This is a genomic window from Devosia sp. 63-57, from assembly GCF_001899045.1.
GTDB classification, from domain to species: Bacteria; Pseudomonadota; Alphaproteobacteria; order Rhizobiales; family Devosiaceae; genus Devosia; species Devosia equisanguinis.
The window spans coordinates 1,269,106-1,287,136 of sequence record NZ_MKUY01000005.1; the positions used below are offsets into that span (position 1 = coordinate 1,269,106).

The following is an 18,031-nucleotide window of genomic DNA, read 5'->3' on the forward strand; positions in this document are numbered from 1 at the left end:
GATAGCGCGGAAATCAGCAGGGTGGCAAGTGCATCTGAGGTACGTACCTCAGTTTACTCTTGGGACGCTTCTTGAGGAGTTGGGAAACGCCACCCAGCCAATCGCAAAAACTATCCCGCCCTTTGTGTCCCCCGCCCGCTCTGGTTGGCGAGGCCGGTTATGGCGGCGCGCAGGGCCGCGGGTTTGACGGGCTTGGTGACCACGGCGATGCCGCGGTCTTCAGCCAGTGTGCGCACCGCCGGGCTGCGGTCTGCCGTCACCAGTGCCGCCGGCAGATGGCCGCCGAGATTGTGGCGTAGCCACTCGATGGCGTCGAGGCCCGAGGTCTGGTCGAGGTGATAATCCATCAGCACCATGTCGGGATACCAGCCCTCGAGCAGCCGCTCGCGGTCGATCTGCTTCAGCGACAGCGCCGTACGCACATCGCAGCCCCAATGATGCAGCAGCCCCTCCATCGCCTCGAGAATGGCGCGCTCATTGTCGACGCAGAGGATCTTGAGATCGAGCATGCCGAAATTCTGCTCCGCCGGCGCCGCCTCGGGCGCGGTCTTGGCCCGGCCGTTGCGCACCACCGGCAGATAGAGCGAAAAGCGCGAGCCATGGCCTTCGCGGCTATCCAGTTCCAGCGTCAGCCCCAGCGCCGTCACCAGGCGCTGCACAATGGACAGCCCCAGCCCCAGCCCCTGTGCCATGCGCGCGCCGCGCTCCAGCCGCGAAAACTCGGCAAAGACCAACCGGTGCTGGTCGCGGTTGAAGCCGATGCCGGTATCGACCACGTCGAGCCGCAGCCGGTTGCCGCGTCGCCGTACCCCCACCAGCACCTTGCCGCCGACCGGGGTATATTTGATGGCATTGGAGACCAGGTTCTGCACGATACGCGCCACCAGATTACGGTCCGCCAGCACCGTGCCTTTGGTCGCCACCATCCGCAGAGTAATCGAGCGCTCCCGCGCCATGGGCGCGAATTCCACCTCAATCTTCTTGAGAAGGTCCTGCGCCGCCACCGGAGCCGGCGCAGGCTTCAGCGCCCCGCTATCGATGCGCGAAATGTCGAGCAGGGCCGACATGATGTCCTCCACCGCCGTCAGCGAGGCCTCGATGGAATTGGCGAGTTCGGCAAAGGCGGTGGATTTGGCGCGCTCAATCAGCGTCGATGTATAGAGCCGCGCCGCATTGAGTGGCTGCAGCAGGTCGTGGCTGGCCGCGGCCAGGAAGCGCGTCTTGTCATGGTTGGAGGCATCGGCCTTGGCGCGGGCCACTTCGAGCTCGGCATTGACCTGGCGGAGATCGGCGGTGCGCTCTTCCACCCGGCGCTCGAGGCTCTGATTGACCTGCTCCAGCTCCAGTTCCGCCTGCACGCGCGCCGTCACATCGCTGAAGCTGATGATCAGCCCGCCATCGGGCAGGCGGCTTGAATAGAATTCCAGCGATTGACCGCCCGTGCCCATGCGTTGGGTGACTGTGGTGGGCGAGGCGGTAATGGTATTGATGCGTTCGATGGCCAGCCGCGCGGCGTCGCCCGGGCCGAAATCGCCGCGCTCGGCCATGAACAGGGCAATATCGAACAGCGCCGAGCCCTGCCGCGTCAGGTCGGGCGGCAGCGCCAGCAGCTGATTGTAGCGCTGGTTGGAGGCGGCCAGCCGCAATCCGGAATCGAACACGGAAATTCCCTGCGGAATGTAGTCGATCGCCTCTTTGAGGCTGGCGGTGCGATCGTCGGGCAGAAGCGGCATGTGGGCAAATATCCGCGCCGGAGAATGGGGTTTTTCCTTATCGGCCCGGCATCATCCCAGTGCAAGGCCGACACATCTCCCATTGCATTTGGGCGAGAGGTCAGGAATTGTTAACCTCCGCCGCCGCGGTCCGCATTGCTTGGTGCGGAAAAGATTACTCAGAGGGCTGCTATGAGCTTGTTCAAGGAATTCAGGGACTTCGCCGTCAAAGGCAATATGATCGATCTCGCCATAGGCGTGATCATCGGTGCGGCCTTTGGGTCTATCGTCTCCTCCATCGTAGACGATATTTTCATGCCGCTCCTCGGTATCCTCATCGGTGGTATCGATTTTTCGGGCATCGTGCTGACCGTGGGCGAGGCCAAGGTCAATATCGGCCTGTTCATCAATGCCGTGGTCAAGTTCACCATCATTGCTTTCGTGCTGTTCATGGTGGTCAAGGGCATCAATTCGCTGAAGCGCGATGCCGCCAAGGAGCCGGTGGAAACCACGCCCGCCCCGACCAAGGAAGAAATCCTCCTCACCGAGATTCGCGACGCGCTTCGCGCCAATCCCCCGCGCAGCTAATTCCGCAATCAGAGCCGGCCGTAGTGGCTGGTTCTTTTTTCCTACATATTAGGAATAATATCATTGACATGCGCTAAATGTAGGTCATGATGCCTATATATCTTGGCGATTTCTACTTCTACGTACGCAATCCCACCGCGTGGAAGACTGCTTTCACCTAGAGCAAAATACAGTTGCGAGATGCACGGCGGGTTTGTCGCGAAACAAGTAATAAAGTTGAGGTACGTCGGCCACGCGCAATACTGGTCGTTTCCATAAACATTCTGCACCGAGAGAGGTAATGGCATATGGGCGAAAGCAGTTACTATCACGCGTTCCTGAATCGCGATCGGCTGGTTCATCTGGTCGATGCTGATCCGGGCACTTGCGAGGCGTTGAGTGTTTTGTTCCGTCTTGAAGGATTTCAAACCACGTTTTCGCTTGAGGCGGCCCATTTCGTGGCGTCGCTGGAGCGGCGGCGACCGGATGTGGCGGTGATCAATCTCGCCGTCGGAGATGAGAGCGGCCTGTCTCTGCTGCGCCGCATCAAATCCCTGCGCACCGGGGCGCCAGTGGTGATGCTCTCCAACAGCCCCAATCTCGACGCGGCCGTCACCGCCATGAAGCTGGGCGCCAGCGATGTCATCAGCAAGCCCATCGACAGTGAGCATCTGCTTGGGGTTGTGCGCGACGCCTTGCGTCGCGATGTGCATCTGGGTGCCATGCAGGGTGGCTATCGCCCGGTGGAGGTGCGCGGTTTCGCCCAGCTCACCCCGCGCGAGCGCGAAGTGCTGCAATTGATCACCAATGGCCAGTCCAACAAGGAGGCGGGGCGGGAACTAGGCATTTCGCCGCGCACCATCGAGGTCCACCGCGCCCGAGTCATGGAAAAACTCGGCGCCCGCAACACCGCCGACCTCATGCGCATCGTGTTGACTTCGTAGCGTGCCCGCAGGGCGAGCGGCGCCAGTGGCGCCGCGAAAGCGGAGAAGGCCATGAGAGCTACGCTCGAATGGCGAGGTAGCGTCAAGAAATCGCGCCAGTGGCGCGATTTTACCTCACCTCAAGCTCTCTCGCCTCCTCCCCCCCTTTGAGGGGAGGGCCGGGGTGGGGGCGTTTAGCAATCCACTGACGGCGACTTGGCGCTTTTAATGGCAGCCCTGCAACCCATCCACCGCACCGCCCTCGGGCTCGACCCGCGGGCCAATCTCCGCGCGCACCAGTGCGTCCATGTGGCTCGCTATCAGGCGCTCGCGTCAAGCCCGAGGCGGCGTGATGCGCGTTGCATCTGACGCGCCAGAACCCGGCCACTGCCTCCCGCGGGCATGATGGCCATGCGATGGCTATCCCCTCATAGCAGATGGGGCCGCATCAGCCATAGCGCGCAGCGCCCAATCCAGGACGTCTCCCGACCTGTTCGGCGATGCACGCCCCCAGCACTGCCCCGATCACCCCGGAAAACGTACCCCCGCCAGGTCCTCCGACGCTGCCCAAAGCGCCGCTGCCATTTTGGTGTCGAGGGCTTGCGGCGGGACGCGCGAGGGTGCCGGATAGCCGCGCACTTCACTCAGCTGGTTCGGACCATAGTAGCCGCCGGGCTTCGCCTCTGGCGCCGTTGCCGCGTAAAGCGTGGGTAGCGCCCCCTGCCAGGCCGGCTGGAACAGGAAGCCGAGCCAGGTTCGGCCCCAACCGAGCAGGCTCGATCGACCCGCGCCATTATGCACCAGATCCGTCCGCGCCACGCCAGGATGGGCGGCCATGCTGGCAATGCCCCAGCTGCCGGCTTCGATGCGCCGTTGCAGCTCGAAGGCAAACATCAGGCAGGCAAGCTTGGATTGGCTATAGGCTTTCATGGGCACGTAGTCGTTGCATTGCAGGTCGGCCAGATCGATTTGTCCCTGGCGCGCCGCGATGCTCGACAGCGAGATTACCCGCGCGCCCGAACTGTTTCGCAACAGCGGCAGCAAATGCGCCGTCAGCGCGAAATGACCGAGATAATTGGTGCCGAATTGCAGCTCGAAGCCATCGGCGGTTTCCTGCCGGCTCGGTGGCACCATCACACCAGCATTGTTGATCAAAAGATCGACGCGTTCATGCTGCTGCCCGATGCGCGTGGCAAAGTCGGCCACCGTTTGCAGCCGCGCCAGATCCAGCGCCTCGAACCGCGCCTTGGCGCCCGGCACTGCGCTGGTGATCGCCGCCACCGCTTCGGCGCCCTTGCCGGGATTGCGGCCCGCCACGATCACTTCTGCGCCGGCGCGTGCCAGCGCCAGGCTGGTCTCATAGCCAAGCCCGCCTGTGCCCGTGACAATGGCCAGACGGCCGTTTTGCGGGGGGATTTCCGAAGCCGTCCATTTTGTCATAGAAGTGATCCTGCATCGAATTTGCACTCAGTGCATTTTTATATTGCACTCAGTGCAAAATTATCAAGGGGCATTGTCATGGACACTGCGGAAACTGCCGGGCTGCGCCAGCGCAAGCGGCAGGACACGATGGATCGGATTACCCGGGCCGGGCTGAAACTGTTCGGCAGCAGCAGTTATGAGGCCACGACCATAGACGATATCGCCGCCGAAGCCGGCATCTCGCGCCGCACCTTCTTTCACTATTTCAAGTCCAAGGACGATATTTTAGTGTCGCTGCAAAGCGGCCTGGGCCGGCAACTGGCCGCAGCCATCGCAGATAAGGCGACCGGCCTCCGTCCGCTCGATGCCGTTCGCGCCGCCACTCTAAGTCTGGTTTCGGCCCATCCGCGTGATGAACTGGTGCATCTCGACCGTCTGATGCGCGCCAGCGAAACCGTGCAGGCCCGCAAGCGCGCCAATTACATCATCGAGGAATGGGAATTGTTCGACGCGTTGCGCGACCTCTGGCCGGGCGAAACCGAGACCCGCCTGCGCGCCCTGGCAATGCTGGCCATCGGCGGCGCGCGCCTTTCGCTCGATGCCTGGACCCGCGCCGACCATGCCGGCCGCGCCGAGGACTATATCAACGGCATGTTCGACGCCATCGAGGCGGTCGCCACGCCGGATTGATCTCCGCCCATACTCACATGTAGCGCACAAGGGCCTTGCTTCAAGCCCCATCCCCTCTTCTACAACAAGGGCCCCATCGCATACGGAGGCTCTTCATGATCGACCAACCAGTCATTATCGCCGGCGCCGGCCCCACCGGGCTGGTGCTCGCCGCCGAACTGCGCCTTGCCGGTCTCTCCCCGCTGGTCATCGAAAAGCGTGCCGTCCGCGAACGCATCCAGCCCGGCGCCCTCGGCCTGCATGCTCGCAGCATCGAAATCCTCGATCAGCGTGGCCTGGCCGAACGCTTTCTGGCTGCCGGTACACCCATGCAGGTCATCGGCTTTGCCGGCACGCGGCTCGATATCAGCGCCTTTCCCACCCGCCATCCCTATGGTCTGTCTCTGCCGCAAAAGCACACTGAACGCCTCCTCGGCGACTGGGCCGACGCGCTGGCTGTGACCATGCTGCACGGCGTCGAAATCACCGGCCTGGCTCAGGACGACACCGGGGTCACCGTTACGCTCAGCGATGGCACCAGTCTGCGCGCCGCCTATCTCGTCGGCTGCGATGGCGGCCGCAGCCTCGTCCGCAAACAGGCCGGCATCGGTTTCCCCGGCTCCGATCCGACCATCAGCCACCTGCTGGCCGAAGCCGACATGACGGGTGAACCAAAGCTCGGCCTTTTCACCGACGCCATCGGTACCCACGCCATCAGCAAGAACGAGACCGGCAAGTTCGCCATCATGGTCACTGAAGTCGGCATCGGCACCGGTCCCGTCACCATCGACACGCTGCGTGCCGCACTCAGCGCCCAATACGGCACCGAATATGGCGTCGATAATCCCAGCTATATCACCCGCTTCACCGACATGACCCGCCAGGCCGAAACCTATCGCCGGGGGAGAGTGTTGCTGGCGGGGGATGCCGCCCATATCCACTATCCTGCCGGCGGCTTCGGCATGGGCATCGGCATCGAGGATGCGGTCAATCTCGGCTGGAAACTGGCGCTGGTCGCCAGTAATCGTGCACCCGAAACCCTGCTCGACACCTATCACGCCGAACGCCATCCGGCGGCGGCAAAGCTTCTGCGCTACACCATGGCAAGCGTCGCTTTGGCCCGCACCGACGAGCGGTCCAAGGCCGTCGCGGGTGTTCTCGGCGATCTGCTCCGCCTCGACGAGCCGGCCCGCCATATTGCCGGCGACATGTCTGGCCTCGCCACCCGCTACGATCTCGGCGAGGGTCATCCGCTGCTCGGCCGTCGCATGCCCGATCGCGATCTTCTCACCGCCAAAGGTCCCACGCGCATCGCCGCACTGCTGCGCGATGCAAAGCCACTATTGCTCGATTTTTCGGGGAAGACGCCGCTCGATCCGGGTCCCTGGGCCACGCGACTCACCACGCTGACCGCGCAGACGGAGGGCGACTGGCTGCTGCCGGTCATTGGCGCCGTGCCCGCGCCGAAGTCCGTGTTCATTCGGCCCGATGGTCATGTCGCCTGGGTCGGGCAGGGCGATGATGCGGGACTGGCCGAGGCCCTCGCCAGATGGCTCGGCCCGGCCTGAATTTTTAGCCGCCCAGGCTTGGCAGCGTCAGGTCGCCCGAGGTCAGCTTGCTCGCGGTAATGGCGGCATCGGCCTTTTCGCGCGGCAGTTCCAACGCCGTCCACACGCTGACCAGCGCGTGGCGAAGCTCGAAGATCATCTCGTCGGTATGCAGTGGCGTCGGGGTAATGCGCAGCCGTTCCGTCCCCTTGGGCACGGTGGGATAGTTGATCGGCTGGATATAGATATTGTGCTTTTCCAGCAGCATGTCGCTGGCCGCCTTCACCGCCCGCGCGTCGCCGACAATCAGCGGCACGATATGGGTCGATGTCTCCATGACAGGCAGGCCCGCATCGGCCAGGATCGCCTTGGTCAGCCGCGCCTGGCGCTGGTGCATCATGCGCTCATGGCCATTGCCCTTGAGATGCTCGATCGAGGCGCGCGCCGCCGCACAGAGCGCCGGGGGCAGGGCGGTGGTGAAGATGAACTCTGGCGCGTAGGAGCGCACGGCATCGATGATGGCCTTGTTGGCGGCGATATAGCCGCCCATAACGCCAAAGCCCTTGGCTAGCGTGCCTTCGATGATATCGATCCGCTCCATCAGCCCGTCGCGATCGGCAATGCCGCCGCCGCGCGGACCATACATGCCCACGGCATGGACTTCGTCGATATAGGTCAGCGCCCCGAATTCTTCGGCCAGGTCGCAGATTTCCTTGATCGGGGCGATGTCGCCATCCATCGAATAGACCGATTCGAAGCAGATCAGCTTGGGCCGCTTGCGGTCCACCTGGCTCAACAACTCGCGCAGATGCGCCACGTCATTGTGCCGGAATATCTTCTTTTCCATGCCAGACTGGCGCACGCCCTGGATCATCGAGGCGTGGTTGAGCTGATCGGAAAGGATGATGCAATTGGGCATCAGCCGGGCAATGGTGGAAATGCCGGCCTCGTTGGACACAAAGCCCGAGGTGAAGACCAGCGCGCCTTCCTTGCGGTGCAGATCGGCGAGCGAGCGCTCGAGCTCGACCAGCGGGCGGTTGGTGCCCGAAATGTTGCGCGTGCCGCCGGCGCCGACGCCCATTGCGCCGGCCGTGTCCTGCATCGCCTTCACGACCTTTTCGTGCTGGCCCATGCCCAGATAGTCATTGGAGCACCAGATGGTGATTTCGCGGGCATTGTCGGCGTCGTCGCGATAGATGGCCTTGGGAAAGCGGCCGGCAACGCGCTCCAGGTCGGCAAATACGCGATAGCGCTTCTCCGTCCGCAGCGTGTCCACTGCATCTTCGAATATGCCGCGATAATCCATGGAGACTTCCTTCAACACCGTGGCTGGGGTGAGGGGCATTCCAGCCTGGATGCACGTTACTTAGAATGGACGCGCCTGCATTGACATAGGTCAATTCGACGCGCGAAGCGGCTGAAAGCCTTGATAGCCAAGACTCCTGCGCTTTCACTTGAGAGCTATTCTAATGTAGCCGGAGCCATCTGCCAATGCCGCAAACGGGTTTCGCCGCCCGGCATTCCCCCCAAACAAGGGTTAACCGGCCTGTGCATATGCTGTTGATAGTCGGTGCGGACTGCGCTTAGATCGCATCGCGGTGTTTGGGTATCTGAGGGGGTACCGGGATGAAGAGCTTCTCGTCGTCGAGTTTCGCCGGACAAGCCGATGCGCTGGCCTTGGCGCGCATGGCCGTCGCCAAAAATCCCCAGGCCCTGTTCACCGATTTCCAGTGGTTCCTCTATGAGGGCCGCGACACGGTGTTCTTCACCGCCTTTTCCACCCAGACCTATGACCTGGATGTGCTGGGCAATATGGTGGCCGAAATGGTCGCCCTGGCGCCGCAGCTTACCCATGGTTTTGTCGGCGCCCAGCCCGGCCAGCCTTTTCCAAAACATCTGCTCGATGCCATCACCTCGGTCGATTATGTCGATGAGCTCGATGGCTATCCCGACAAGTGGCTGAGCAAGTCCAGCGACATTTTCGCCCATAAGGACTTGCCACTGTTTCGCGTCATGGCGGCGGTGCGTCGTGGCGGGCCCGATGCTCAGGGCAGGGCCTCGGTCATCCAGGTGCGCTCCAGCCACGCTTTGCTCGAGGGCTCCGATTCGGCGCTGCTCACCCGCTCCCAGGTCGCCTCCCATGGCGTCCAGTCCGACAAGGCCAACAAGCTCCCCTGGGGCGACAGGATGAAGAGCGCCCTGCGCGGCGGCATGACCGCGCTCATCTACCTGGCCATCGCCAATATCCTGGCGCCCAAGGAGCAGCCCTGGGGTTTCAAGACCCTGGCGCTCGAGCGCGACCGGCTGCGCAAGCTGGCCAACAAGCTCGGAGTGCGCCAGCGTTCGCTGATGTTCGCGCTGGTCACCCATGCCCTCAATGGCGAGGGCGCTGAAAAATACATGAGCAAGAAGGTGATCGGCGCCGCCTACACCATGCTCGATACCAAGCGCAACAATACCGATGACGACTTCTTCCGCGTCCGCGCGCTCGAAGCCAAGTTCAAGGTGATGGACGATTTCGTCGCTTATGTCCGCTGCGTCGACGACACCGTTGCCGGCATCGAACAGAAGGATATTACCTCCTTCCAGGTGGTCATCAATTCGATGTTCAAGGCCCTGCGCGCCGTCAATCGCGTGCTGCCCTTCCTGCCCAATCGCCGCTTCTGGCGCTTCAATGGCGGCATGCACATCGTGCTGACCCTGGTGCCCCCGCACCGCACCTATGGGCCGCTGACCCACGGCATGATCGAGCCGATCTATTGCGGCGCCTGGCACACAGAGGTCAACATCTGCACCTTCTGCCCGGGCCGCGACTACGTCACGCTCAACTTCTCCATGGAACAGCGCCATCTTGCCAATGTCGACAAGATCACCGCCCTCCTCAACGAAATCGAACGCCGCGACGTCTCCCCTCACACCATGAAACCAGCCGTCGAAAAGCTCTACTGAGCAAGTCTAGCGCTGGGAGCGTCAGCATTTTCAGGCCTTGGCACTATCTTTCCCGAGCCGCGATGCAACTCCTCCCCCTTCTTCAGCAGGGCTATCGCATATGGCGAATTGGCACCGGGCTCTCATCCCCCACCCCACCCTCCCCGCAAGGGGGAGGGAGTCCGGCCCGTGCATTTGGCTAGACTTTGCCCACAACTCGATGCGGCTCCTCCCCCTTCTTTAGGGGGAGGTTGGGAGGGGGTGTGCAGCACGCTCAAACCCATATGCGATAGCCCTCCCTTTTCAGGGGAGGTTGGAAGGGGGGGCAGCGCGCTCAGGCTGGTGAGCAGCAGCACCGCGTCAAAGAAGAGGCATGTATCCGGTTTCGGTAAAATCTGAACCGCCTAACTCGCCAACTACCCCCGCGAAAACACCAGCACGGTTTCCTGGTTGCCATCGCCGCCGGTGATGGGGGAGGGCAGGGTGTTTTTCAGCTGGAAGCCTGTCGTTTCCACGAAGCGCACCACCTCGGCGAGGGCCCGGGCGCTGGCCTCGGCATCGGTCACGATGCCGCCTTTGCCCACGAAATCCCGGCCCACCTCGAATTGCGGTTTGAACAGGATCACCGCCTCGGCCTTTGGGCCACAGAGGCGCAGCGGCTGCTCGAGGACCTTGGTTATCGACACGAAGCTGATGTCACAGACCAGGAGGTCGATGGGCCCGCTGGCGGTTTCCGCGTCGAGGTCGCGGGCATTGGTGCCTTCGAGGCTGACCACGCGGGCATCGCCGCGCAGCTTTTCATGCAATTGCTCATGCCCGACATCGACCGCATAGATTTTTGCCGCGCCGCGCTCCAGCAGCACTTGCGTGAAGCCGCCGGTCGACGAGCCGACATCGAGACAGACCTTGCCGCTGGCATCGATCCGTCCGGCGTCGAGGCCGGCGATCAGCTTCAGCGCCGCGCGCGAGACATAGCCGGCCGCCGGGTCGTCTAGCGTCAGCACGTCTTCGTCGCCGACCATCTGGTTGGGTTTCTTCGCCGGGGCGCCATTGACGCTCACCGTGCCGCGCAGAATGGCGTCGCGCGCTCGGGCGCGACTGGGCATCAGCCCGCGCTGTTCCAGCGCCAGGTCAAGCCTTATGCGGCTCACCCCTTGACCAGCTTTTCGATCTTGGCCAGCGCTGTATCGCTGGCTTCTTCATAAGCGATGGTGCCCTGGAAACTGCCATCGGCCCGGATCAGGAAGGTCAGGGCCGTGTGGTTGACGAGGTAGAACTCGCTGTCGACGTCGCCCGCCTTTTCCGAGAACACGCCGAAGGCCGCCTTGGCCCGGTCGGTTTCCTCGGGCGTGCCCACGAGCCCGATGACGCTGGGGTCGAACCCCTCTACATAGGATTTGACCATCTCGGCTGTGTCGCGTTCGGGGTCGACGGTGACGAAGATGATGCGCAGCTGTTCCGGCGTCAGCCCCAGTTGCGCCCGCCAGGCCGTGGTTTCGGCCAGCGTCGTCGGGCACACATCGGGGCAGAAGGTATAGCCGAAAAAGATGAGGCTCGGCGTGCCGCGCAGATCGTCCTGGGTGAAGGTGCCGCCCTTGGTGGAGGCCAGCGCGAATGCCTGTCCGTTGAGGCCCAATGGCCGCTGCGGCGGCTTGAACACATAAAGCGCCGTCGCGCCGATGGCCGCCACGGCCACCAGCACCCAGAGCACGATCCGGAAATTGCGCAGCGCTTTGTTCGTCATGCTCGTTTGGCCCTCATCAGGAGCGCGCCCACTCGCCAGTGCTTCGGCGCGGCGTCGTCACCCTCAGATGCCAATCAACCGGTGACAAGGCAACAGGCACTTTGCCGCGCTCGCGGCTAGTTGGCGTCGAGCGGCTCGGTGCCCACGGCCTTGCCGTCGCGGCTCAGGGTGATTTTCTCGATCCGCGCCTCGGCGGTGCGCAGCAGTGTCTCGCAATGGGCCTTGAGCGCTTCGCCCCGCTCATAGATGGCGATCGATTCGGCCAGCGGTGCGCGACCGCTTTCGAGCTTGGCGACGATCTGCTCCAGCTGCTCCAGTGCTGCCTCGAAGCTCAGCGTCTTCACATCGTCATGCGTGGTTTCGGCCATGGTCTCGTCGCTCGTTCAGAATGCGTTCATAGTCCGGTCATCAACGTCGCCACGTGGTGGCTGGCGCCGTTGGCCAGGCCCCCGAGGTCATAGCCACCTTCGAGCAGCGAGACAATGCGGTTGGAGCAGCGCCGCTCCGCCACCTCCATCAACTTTGCCGTGACCCAGGCAAAATCGTCGCCGGTCCAGTTGAGATCGGCCAGCGGATCGCCGCGATGCGCATCGAATCCAGCGGAGATGAAGAGCAGGTCGGGCGCGAAATTGTCGAGCGCCGGCAATATCTTGGCGAGATAGGCCTCGCGCATCGCCGCCCCGCCGCTCCCCGCCTGCAGCGCGCAGTTGACGATATTGCCCACGCCGGTCTCGCTGGGGTCACCGGTGCCGGGAAACAGCGGCATTTCGTGGCTCGAGGCATAAAAGACGCTGGGATCGTCCTTGAAGATATCCTGCGTCCCATTGCCGTGATGCACGTCGAAATCGACGATCGCCACCCGCTCCGCCCCATATTTCCGCTGCGCCTCCCGTGCCGCGATAGCAATGGTATTGATCAGGCAAAACCCCATGGCTGTTGAGATTTCTGCGTGATGTCCCGGTGGGCGAATGGCGCAGAAGGCATTGTTGACCTCCCCCAGCACCACTGCATCGAGCGCCGCCAGTGCCCCGCCGAGCCCGGTCGCCGCCACGTCCAGCGACTTGTCGGAAATGAAAGTGTCCGGGTCGAGTTGCCCTATGCCCTCCGCCGGGCGGGCATGGCGCAATTGGCCAAGATATTCAGCGTCATGCACCAGTTCGGCCAGCATCAGGTCGCCGAATGGCGCATCGCGGCGGATCAGCCCATTGAAACGCGGTTCGGCCAGTGCCGCCTCCACCGCGACGATGCGCTCGGCGCGTTCGGCATGACCATTGGGCGTACGGTGGTCGGCAAAATTGGGCTGGCTGATGAGAAGCGTGGTCACGGCGGGCCTGCGAGTGCATCTCTATGTGTCTTGACGCGCCGCGGTGGCATTGTCAAACAGCCCCCATGATCGCTCCCGCCGCCCTCTCCGTCGAAGACGCCGCCCAATTGCTGCGCAAAGGCCAGTTGTGCGCCTTTCCCACCGAGACCGTCTACGGCCTGGGCGCCGATGCCACCAATGCCGATGCGGTGCTGTCGATCTACGAAACCAAGGGCAGGCCGCGCTTCAATCCGCTGATCATCCACTGCGCCGACCTGGCCATGGCCGAGACGCTTGCGGTGTTCTCCCCCTTGGCGCGCCGTCTGGCCGAGACATTCTGGCCAGGCCCGCTGAGTCTGGTCCTGCCAATGCAGCCGGGCAATGGCCTTGCCGATGTGGCCACGGCCGGTCTCGATACCGTTGCCCTGCGCGTGCCCGATCATCCGCTGGCTCAGGCGCTGCTGCGCGCCGCCGCCCTGCCGCTGGCCGCGCCTTCCGCCAACCCCTCGGGAAAACTTTCACCCACCACGGCCCAACAGGTGTGGCGCGGCTTTGCCGGCAAGGTGCCGGTGCTCGATGGTGGGCCCTGCACGGCGGGGCTGGAATCGACCATTCTTGCGATCGATGGCGAGCGGCTGATCCAGCTCCGGGCCGGCGCCCTGGCGCGCGAGGAGATCGAAGCCGCTCTCGGCATGCCCGTGGAGCAGGCCGTTGAAGGCGAAGCCATTTCCGCGCCCGGCATGCTGCTCAGCCACTATGCGCCCGAGGCCGGCATTCGCCTCAATGCAGCGCCGCGCCCCGGCGAGGCTTTTCTGGCCTTCGGCGCCGCAGCCGCCTTCGACGGGCCCACGCTCAATCTGTCGCCGAGCGGCGATCTGCGCGAAGCGGCACGGAATCTTTTCTCGATGCTGCATGAACTCGATGCATCAGGCGCGACAACCATCGCGGTCGCACCGATCCCGCAAGCGGGTCTCGGCGAAGCCATCAATGATCGCCTGAGCCGCGCCGCCGCGCCCCGGACCTGAGTGTCGCGCCTCGAAAGGCGCGAGACCCATTCTAGTCCCTCACCGAATAGGGCTTCTGATCCCGCATGAAGCGGGCGAGGGCCTCGAGATCGGGGTCGCCGCCCGGTGGCAGCACCACGCGAACATTGACGTAGAGATCGCCATCGCCGTAGAGCCCCTTGCCCTTGAGACGTAGGGCCTTGGAGGTGTCCACCCCTGGCGGCAGGTTCAACTCCACCGAACCATCCAGCGTCGGCACCCGCACTTTGGCGCCCAGCACCGCCTCATAAAGCGTCACCGGCACATCGGTGCGGATATCCTTGCCATCGCGGCGGAAGGTCTTGGATTTCTCGAAGCGCACGGTCACCAGCGCATCGCCGGGTTCCCCGCCATAGGGGCTGGGCGAGCCCTGGCCCTTGAGCCGGATCTGCTGGCCTTCTTCCACCTTTTCCGGCAGCTTCACCGACAGCACTTTGCCCGAGGGCATGCGCACCGGCACCGAGGCTGCCTTATGCGCATCCTCGAAGGAAATCGTGGCGTTCACGACGATATCTTCGCCCTTGCCCGAGCGGGCGCCAGCTCCAGCGCCGCCAGCGGTTGCGCCGGCAAACGGGTCCCACTGCGCACCGCCGGCCGAGGAGGTCCTGCCGCCGCCGCGTGGTTGGCCGCCAAAGCCGCTCATGAATTCCTTGAGGATGTCCTCGGCCGAAAAGCCGCCGGCACCCGCCCCGGGGCGTGCGCCGCGATTGGCACCGCCACCGCCGAAACCGCCATTGCCGAAGCCGGCAAAGCGTGGATTGCCGTCGGCGTCGATTTCCCCGCGGTCGAACTGAGCCCGCTTCTCGGTGTTGCTCAAAAGGTCATAGGCATGGGTCGCCTCGGCAAACTTGTTGTGTGCCGAAGGATCGTCCGGGTTCTGGTCGGGGTGATATTTCTTGGCCAGCTTGCGGTAGGCAGACTTGATGTCCTTTTCGCTCGCTGCCCGCGACACCCCAAGCACGGTATAAGGATCGCGCATTTGGTCCTATCTTCTGGGTTGGGCGTTGCTTGCCCGACATTTCGAGTTCTATATGGCCACGCCCCCCGCCCTTGTCCAGTTTTGCAGGGGCTCAAGCGCAGGAATAATGACGATGCTGCAGACCCTCACCGAACGCCTGTTCGACGATGGTGACCGTTCGGACCTCGACCCTTTTGCCGTATTCGAGGAATGGTTCGCCCTGGCGCAGGAGAGTGAGCCCAACGATCCCCATGCCATGGCGCTGGCCAGCGCCGATGCCTCCGGCCTGCCCGATGTGCGCATGGTGCTGCTCAATCGGCGGGACGAGCGCGGCTTCTGCTTTTTCACCAATTTCGAGAGTGACAAGGGCCGGCAATTGCTCGCCAATCCGCAGGCCGCCATGGTCATGCACTGGAAGTCGCTGCGCCGCCAGGTGCGCATGCGCGGGCCGGTGGAAGTGGTCTCGGAGGCCGATGCCGACGCCTATTTCGCCTCCCGCCCCAAGGGCAGCCGCATCGCCTCGACCGTGTCGCAGCAATCGCGGCCGCTGGCGAACCGCACCCAGATGCTGGCCGAGGTCGATGCCCTGACCCGCAGCATCGGCGATGCCGAGCCGGTGCGCCCGGCGCGCTGGTCCGGATTCCGCCTCGTGCCGCTCAGCCTCGAATTCTGGAAGGATGGGGAATACCGGCTGCATGATCGGGTGCGCTTCACCCGCGCTCAAGCCGACGCCCCGTGGAGCAGCGCGCGGCTTTACCCCTGATTTGGGCTTGCCGGCGCGGTCGGTGCCGCTCCATTCTCTCGCCTGGATGTGATCCAATCTGCCGCTGGAGACCAGATGCCAACGACCGAGCCGATCCCCCAATCCGTCAGCTTTAGCGGCCGCCGGCTCGATCTGGCCTTCATGCTGTTGCGTGGTTATGCCCTCATGGTCCCTACCATCGGGCTCAACCGCTTCTGGCTGACCACCAGCAAGCGCCGCTTCTACTGGGGCCATACGGCGCTGGGCGGCGACGCGCTCGAATATACCGGTAACGCCCAGCAATTGCTGGTTGGCTTCCTCATGGCGCTGGCGGTGTTCCTGCCCCTCTATGGATTGTTTTTCTTCCTTTCCACCCAGTCGATGGAATTGGCGATCACCGGCTATGGCTGCGTCGCGGTCGGCATCTGGTTTCTGACCGGCTACGCCGTCTATCGCGCCCGCGACTTCCGCCTGTCGCGCACCCTCTGGCGCGGCATCCGTTTCGATCTCACCGGCAATCCCTGGGGCTATGGGGCCAGGCGCTTCTTCTGGTCTTTGCTCAATGTGGCGACGCTCGGCCTCGCCTATCCCTTCATGAGCGCCAATCTCTGGGCCTATCGCTATCGCCACACCTGGTTCGGTGATCGCGCCTTCAGCTTCGTGGGCTCCTGGAAACGCCTGGCCTTTCCCTATTACGGCGCCTGGCTCATCGGGGCAGGGCTGGTGGTCTACGGGATTGTCATCGCCGAACAGGGCAGGCTGTTCGAGCCGCTCGAAAACTATGATCCCGATCCCGGCGCCATCGGCCAGTTACTGATCCTCGGCCTTATTCTCGGCATCCTCATCACGATTTATCGCGCCGCGGAAATGACGCGGATGTTCTCTGCCATCCGCCTGGGCGATGCCGCCCTGACCGTGCGCATCGGGGCACTCGATCTCATCGGGCAATATGCGCTCTTCGGCCTGGCTCTCCTCGTCGCCTATCTGCTGCTCGCCGCTGGTGGCGCTTTCGTGCTGGGCCTTGTCGCGCCGGACGCTTTTGCCGGTGGCGGTTTCGATTTCAGCGCTTTGATGCGGTCGATGCAGTCCAGCGTTACCACGCTGCTCTCCATCGTTTTGGGCTATCTGCTGCTCTTTGCCGCTTTCTCTTTTGTCAGCGAACTGTTTCTCGGCTTCGGTTTTTGGCGCCTGGTCTGCAAGCGGGCCAGCGTCAACGGGCTTGAGACGCTCGCCGATATCCGCGCCCGCGCCGAGGACAAGGCCTTGGCCGGCGAAGGCCTCGCCGATGCCCTCAATGTGGGGGGATATTGATGTCCATTTCCGCCCGCTATTACGATGGCCTCGTCGCCACCTCCCATCAGGTCAACCTGTTCTACGAGCGGCTCGGTACGACTGGCGCGCTGGTACTGCGTGAGCCGCAGTCAAACGCCGAGCTGACACGCTGGCCCGCGCAAACCCTCCAGGTCATCCCGGGGCGTAGTGGCGAATTGCGGCTGGGGGCGGTGGGCCTTCCTGATGGCGCACGCGTGGTAGTCTCTGGCGAAACCGATATTGCGCGCATCCGCGCCACCCTGCCCATGCTCGAAGAGCGCCAGCGGCGTGAAAGCGGCCGGCAGGTGCGCCTTGCGGCCCTGTCCACCCTGGCGCTGGCGGCGGTTATTCTCGCCTATGCCTTTGGCGTGCCGCTGCTTGCCAGCCGCATCGTCGCCATCGTGCCGCCCGGCTGGGAGGAGGGCATCGGCGCTACCGTCGCCGGCCAGGTGGAAGCCAGCATTGGCGGCGACGCCGGCCTGCCGCTTTGCGATCCCGATCCACAAAGCCCTGCCAACCGCGCCATTGCCCGTTTTGCCGATCGTGTGATTGCCGAGGTCGGGTCGCCCTTCACGCTCGATGTGCGCGTCGTTCGCTCCGACGTCCCCAATGCCTTTGCTCTGCCGGGTGGCCGCATCTATTTCTTCTCGGCCCTGCTCAATGCCGCCCGAACGCCCGACGAATTTGCCGGCGTGCTGGCCCACGAAATCGGCCACGTCGCCCACCGCCACGGCATGGAGCAATTGATATCCACCGCCGGCACCGGCGCTTTGATCGGCTTCATCCTCGGCGACATGACCGGCATTTCCGTCGCTGCGGGCCTGGGCTCCACCATCATCGATGCCCGCTTCTCCCGCGAAGCCGAGCGGGAGGCCGACCGCTTCGCCGCCACGGTTGCCCAGCGGCTGGACTTCGATCCGGCCGCCCTGGCGCGCCTTATCGGTCGCGTAGGGCAGGACAATGATTTTAGCCGCGCCCTGGCGCTGCTCAGCACCCATCCGCTGACCGACGATCGCCGCCTGGCGCTCGAGGATCTGGGGCGCGAACGGCCGAGCGGGCTCGAGCCGGCCTTCACCAATGCCGAGTGGAACGCCATTCGCGACATGTGCAAGCCTGAGGCGCTCAAGGCGAAATGAGCCCATCTTCAAGCAAAGGAAACACC

At 63.7% G+C, this 18,031-nt stretch carries 17 protein-coding genes; 9 read left to right on the plus strand and 8 right to left on the minus strand.

All coding sequences use genetic code 11. From position 1 onward, the window contains the following. Window positions 1-110: 110 nt before the first annotated feature. Window positions 111-1,733, minus strand: a complete 1,623-nt coding sequence (locus BGO80_RS14385) for an ATP-binding response regulator (RefSeq protein WP_286722018.1) — start codon at window positions 1,731-1,733, stop codon at window positions 111-113. Between the two features lie 177 nt (window positions 1,734-1,910). Between BGO80_RS14385 and mscL the strand changes: the two genes are divergently transcribed. Both mscL and BGO80_RS14395 read left to right on the plus strand, forming a co-directional pair. Continuing rightward, a complete protein-coding gene (mscL, locus tag BGO80_RS14390) occupies window positions 1,911-2,300 on the plus strand; it encodes a large-conductance mechanosensitive channel protein MscL (RefSeq protein ID WP_353744224.1) in 390 nt (129 codons plus the stop codon). Window positions 2,301-2,587: 287 nt separating this feature from the next. Beyond that, the gene (locus BGO80_RS14395) at window positions 2,588-3,223 is read left to right on the plus strand and encodes a response regulator transcription factor (protein ID WP_126150897.1); all 636 of its coding nucleotides are present in this window, start codon (window positions 2,588-2,590) and stop codon (window positions 3,221-3,223) included. Window positions 3,224-3,727: 504 nt separating this feature from the next. Here BGO80_RS14395 and BGO80_RS14400 read toward each other — a convergent pair. Next, entirely contained in the window at window positions 3,728-4,642 is a 915-nt protein-coding gene (locus BGO80_RS14400; RefSeq protein ID WP_286722020.1) for an SDR family oxidoreductase, read from the minus strand. A gap of 78 nt (window positions 4,643-4,720) precedes the next feature. Here BGO80_RS14400 and BGO80_RS14405 point away from each other — a divergent pair, with 78 nt between their 5' ends. Both BGO80_RS14405 and BGO80_RS14410 read left to right on the plus strand, forming a co-directional pair. Beyond that, window positions 4,721-5,314, plus strand: coding sequence for a TetR/AcrR family transcriptional regulator (locus BGO80_RS14405; RefSeq protein ID WP_286722021.1), 594 nt, complete (start codon window positions 4,721-4,723; stop codon window positions 5,312-5,314). 95 nt (window positions 5,315-5,409) lie between these two features. Continuing rightward, window positions 5,410-6,861 (plus strand): FAD-dependent monooxygenase, encoded by a 1,452-nt coding sequence (locus tag BGO80_RS14410; protein ID WP_286722022.1) that lies wholly within the window; start codon window positions 5,410-5,412, stop codon window positions 6,859-6,861. Between the two features lie 4 nt (window positions 6,862-6,865). Here BGO80_RS14410 and hemA read toward each other — a convergent pair whose 3' ends face one another. Next, on the minus strand, window positions 6,866-8,146 hold the full coding sequence (gene hemA / locus BGO80_RS14415) for a 5-aminolevulinate synthase (RefSeq protein ID WP_353744225.1): 1,281 nt from the start codon (window positions 8,144-8,146) through the stop codon (window positions 6,866-6,868). A gap of 320 nt (window positions 8,147-8,466) precedes the next feature. On the opposite strand from hemA, the gene BGO80_RS14420 reads away from it, so the two are divergent. Continuing rightward, window positions 8,467-9,789 carry a hypothetical protein gene (locus tag BGO80_RS14420; protein ID WP_286722023.1) on the plus strand — a complete coding sequence of 441 codons (1,323 nt, stop codon included), beginning with the start codon at window positions 8,467-8,469 and terminating at the stop codon, window positions 9,787-9,789. A gap of 395 nt (window positions 9,790-10,184) precedes the next feature. Here BGO80_RS14420 and BGO80_RS14425 read toward each other — a convergent pair whose 3' ends face one another. From BGO80_RS14425 to BGO80_RS14440, 4 genes are all read right to left on the minus strand, one after another. After that, window positions 10,185-10,919 (minus strand): TlyA family RNA methyltransferase, encoded by a 735-nt coding sequence (locus BGO80_RS14425; RefSeq protein WP_286722024.1) that lies wholly within the window; start codon window positions 10,917-10,919, stop codon window positions 10,185-10,187. Further along, the gene (locus BGO80_RS14430) at window positions 10,916-11,512 is read right to left on the minus strand and encodes an SCO family protein (protein ID WP_286722025.1); all 597 of its coding nucleotides are present in this window, start codon (window positions 11,510-11,512) and stop codon (window positions 10,916-10,918) included. Before BGO80_RS14430 ends, BGO80_RS14425 begins: the two co-directional genes overlap by 4 nt. Before the next feature lie 116 nt (window positions 11,513-11,628). Continuing rightward, entirely contained in the window at window positions 11,629-11,880 is a 252-nt protein-coding gene (locus BGO80_RS14435; protein WP_126150890.1) for an exodeoxyribonuclease VII small subunit, read from the minus strand. Window positions 11,881-11,906: 26 nt separating this feature from the next. Next, entirely contained in the window at window positions 11,907-12,836 is a 930-nt protein-coding gene (locus BGO80_RS14440) for a histone deacetylase family protein (protein ID WP_286722026.1), read from the minus strand. 65 nt (window positions 12,837-12,901) lie between these two features. Here BGO80_RS14440 and BGO80_RS14445 point away from each other — a divergent pair, with 65 nt between their 5' ends. Next, on the plus strand, window positions 12,902-13,840 hold the full coding sequence (locus BGO80_RS14445; RefSeq protein ID WP_286722027.1) for an L-threonylcarbamoyladenylate synthase: 939 nt from the start codon (window positions 12,902-12,904) through the stop codon (window positions 13,838-13,840). A gap of 31 nt (window positions 13,841-13,871) precedes the next feature. Here the strand turns inward: BGO80_RS14445 and BGO80_RS14450 are convergent, their stop codons facing one another. Next, window positions 13,872-14,837: a DnaJ C-terminal domain-containing protein gene (locus tag BGO80_RS14450; RefSeq protein ID WP_286722028.1), complete on the minus strand. Its 966-nt coding sequence runs from the start codon at window positions 14,835-14,837 to the stop codon at window positions 13,872-13,874. Window positions 14,838-14,949: 112 nt separating this feature from the next. Between BGO80_RS14450 and pdxH the strand changes: the two genes are divergently transcribed. From pdxH to BGO80_RS14465, 3 genes are all read left to right on the plus strand, one after another. Beyond that, window positions 14,950-15,579: a pyridoxamine 5'-phosphate oxidase gene (gene pdxH, locus BGO80_RS14455; protein ID WP_329601468.1), complete on the plus strand. Its 630-nt coding sequence runs from the start codon at window positions 14,950-14,952 to the stop codon at window positions 15,577-15,579. Window positions 15,580-15,654: 75 nt separating this feature from the next. Then, complete coding sequence (locus BGO80_RS14460) at window positions 15,655-16,869, plus strand: DUF898 family protein (RefSeq protein ID WP_286722029.1); 1,215 nt, start codon at window positions 15,655-15,657, stop codon at window positions 16,867-16,869. After that, the gene (locus BGO80_RS14465) at window positions 16,869-18,005 is read left to right on the plus strand and encodes a M48 family metallopeptidase (protein ID WP_286722030.1); all 1,137 of its coding nucleotides are present in this window, start codon (window positions 16,869-16,871) and stop codon (window positions 18,003-18,005) included. Before BGO80_RS14460 ends, BGO80_RS14465 begins: the two co-directional genes overlap by 1 nt. Window positions 18,006-18,031 lie beyond the last annotated feature (26 nt).

Bases quoted from the DNA above. Each gene is read 5' to 3' on its own strand.
- hemA (WP_353744225.1), bottom strand. From the start codon at position 8,146: ATGGATTATCGCGGCATATTCGAAGATGCAGTGGACACGCTGCGGACG.
- BGO80_RS14450 (WP_286722028.1), bottom strand. From the start codon at position 14,837: ATGCGCGATCCTTATACCGTGCTTGGGGTGTCGCGGGCAGCGAGCGAA.
- BGO80_RS14385 (WP_286722018.1), bottom strand. From the start codon at position 1,733: ATGCCGCTTCTGCCCGACGATCGCACCGCCAGCCTCAAAGAGGCGATC.
- BGO80_RS14410 (WP_286722022.1), top strand. From the start codon at position 5,410: ATGATCGACCAACCAGTCATTATCGCCGGCGCCGGCCCCACCGGGCTG.
- pdxH (WP_329601468.1), top strand. From the start codon at position 14,950: ATGCTGCAGACCCTCACCGAACGCCTGTTCGACGATGGTGACCGTTCG.
- BGO80_RS14420 (WP_286722023.1), top strand. From the start codon at position 8,467: ATGAAGAGCTTCTCGTCGTCGAGTTTCGCCGGACAAGCCGATGCGCTG.
- BGO80_RS14445 (WP_286722027.1), top strand. From the start codon at position 12,902: ATGATCGCTCCCGCCGCCCTCTCCGTCGAAGACGCCGCCCAATTGCTG.
- BGO80_RS14460 (WP_286722029.1), top strand. From the start codon at position 15,655: ATGCCAACGACCGAGCCGATCCCCCAATCCGTCAGCTTTAGCGGCCGC.
- BGO80_RS14435 (WP_126150890.1), bottom strand. From the start codon at position 11,880: ATGGCCGAAACCACGCATGACGATGTGAAGACGCTGAGCTTCGAGGCA.
- BGO80_RS14430 (WP_286722025.1), bottom strand. From the start codon at position 11,512: ATGACGAACAAAGCGCTGCGCAATTTCCGGATCGTGCTCTGGGTGCTG.
- BGO80_RS14405 (WP_286722021.1), top strand. From the start codon at position 4,721: ATGGACACTGCGGAAACTGCCGGGCTGCGCCAGCGCAAGCGGCAGGAC.
- BGO80_RS14465 (WP_286722030.1), top strand. From the start codon at position 16,869: ATGTCCATTTCCGCCCGCTATTACGATGGCCTCGTCGCCACCTCCCAT.
- BGO80_RS14395 (WP_126150897.1), top strand. From the start codon at position 2,588: ATGGGCGAAAGCAGTTACTATCACGCGTTCCTGAATCGCGATCGGCTG.
- BGO80_RS14400 (WP_286722020.1), bottom strand. From the start codon at position 4,642: ATGACAAAATGGACGGCTTCGGAAATCCCCCCGCAAAACGGCCGTCTG.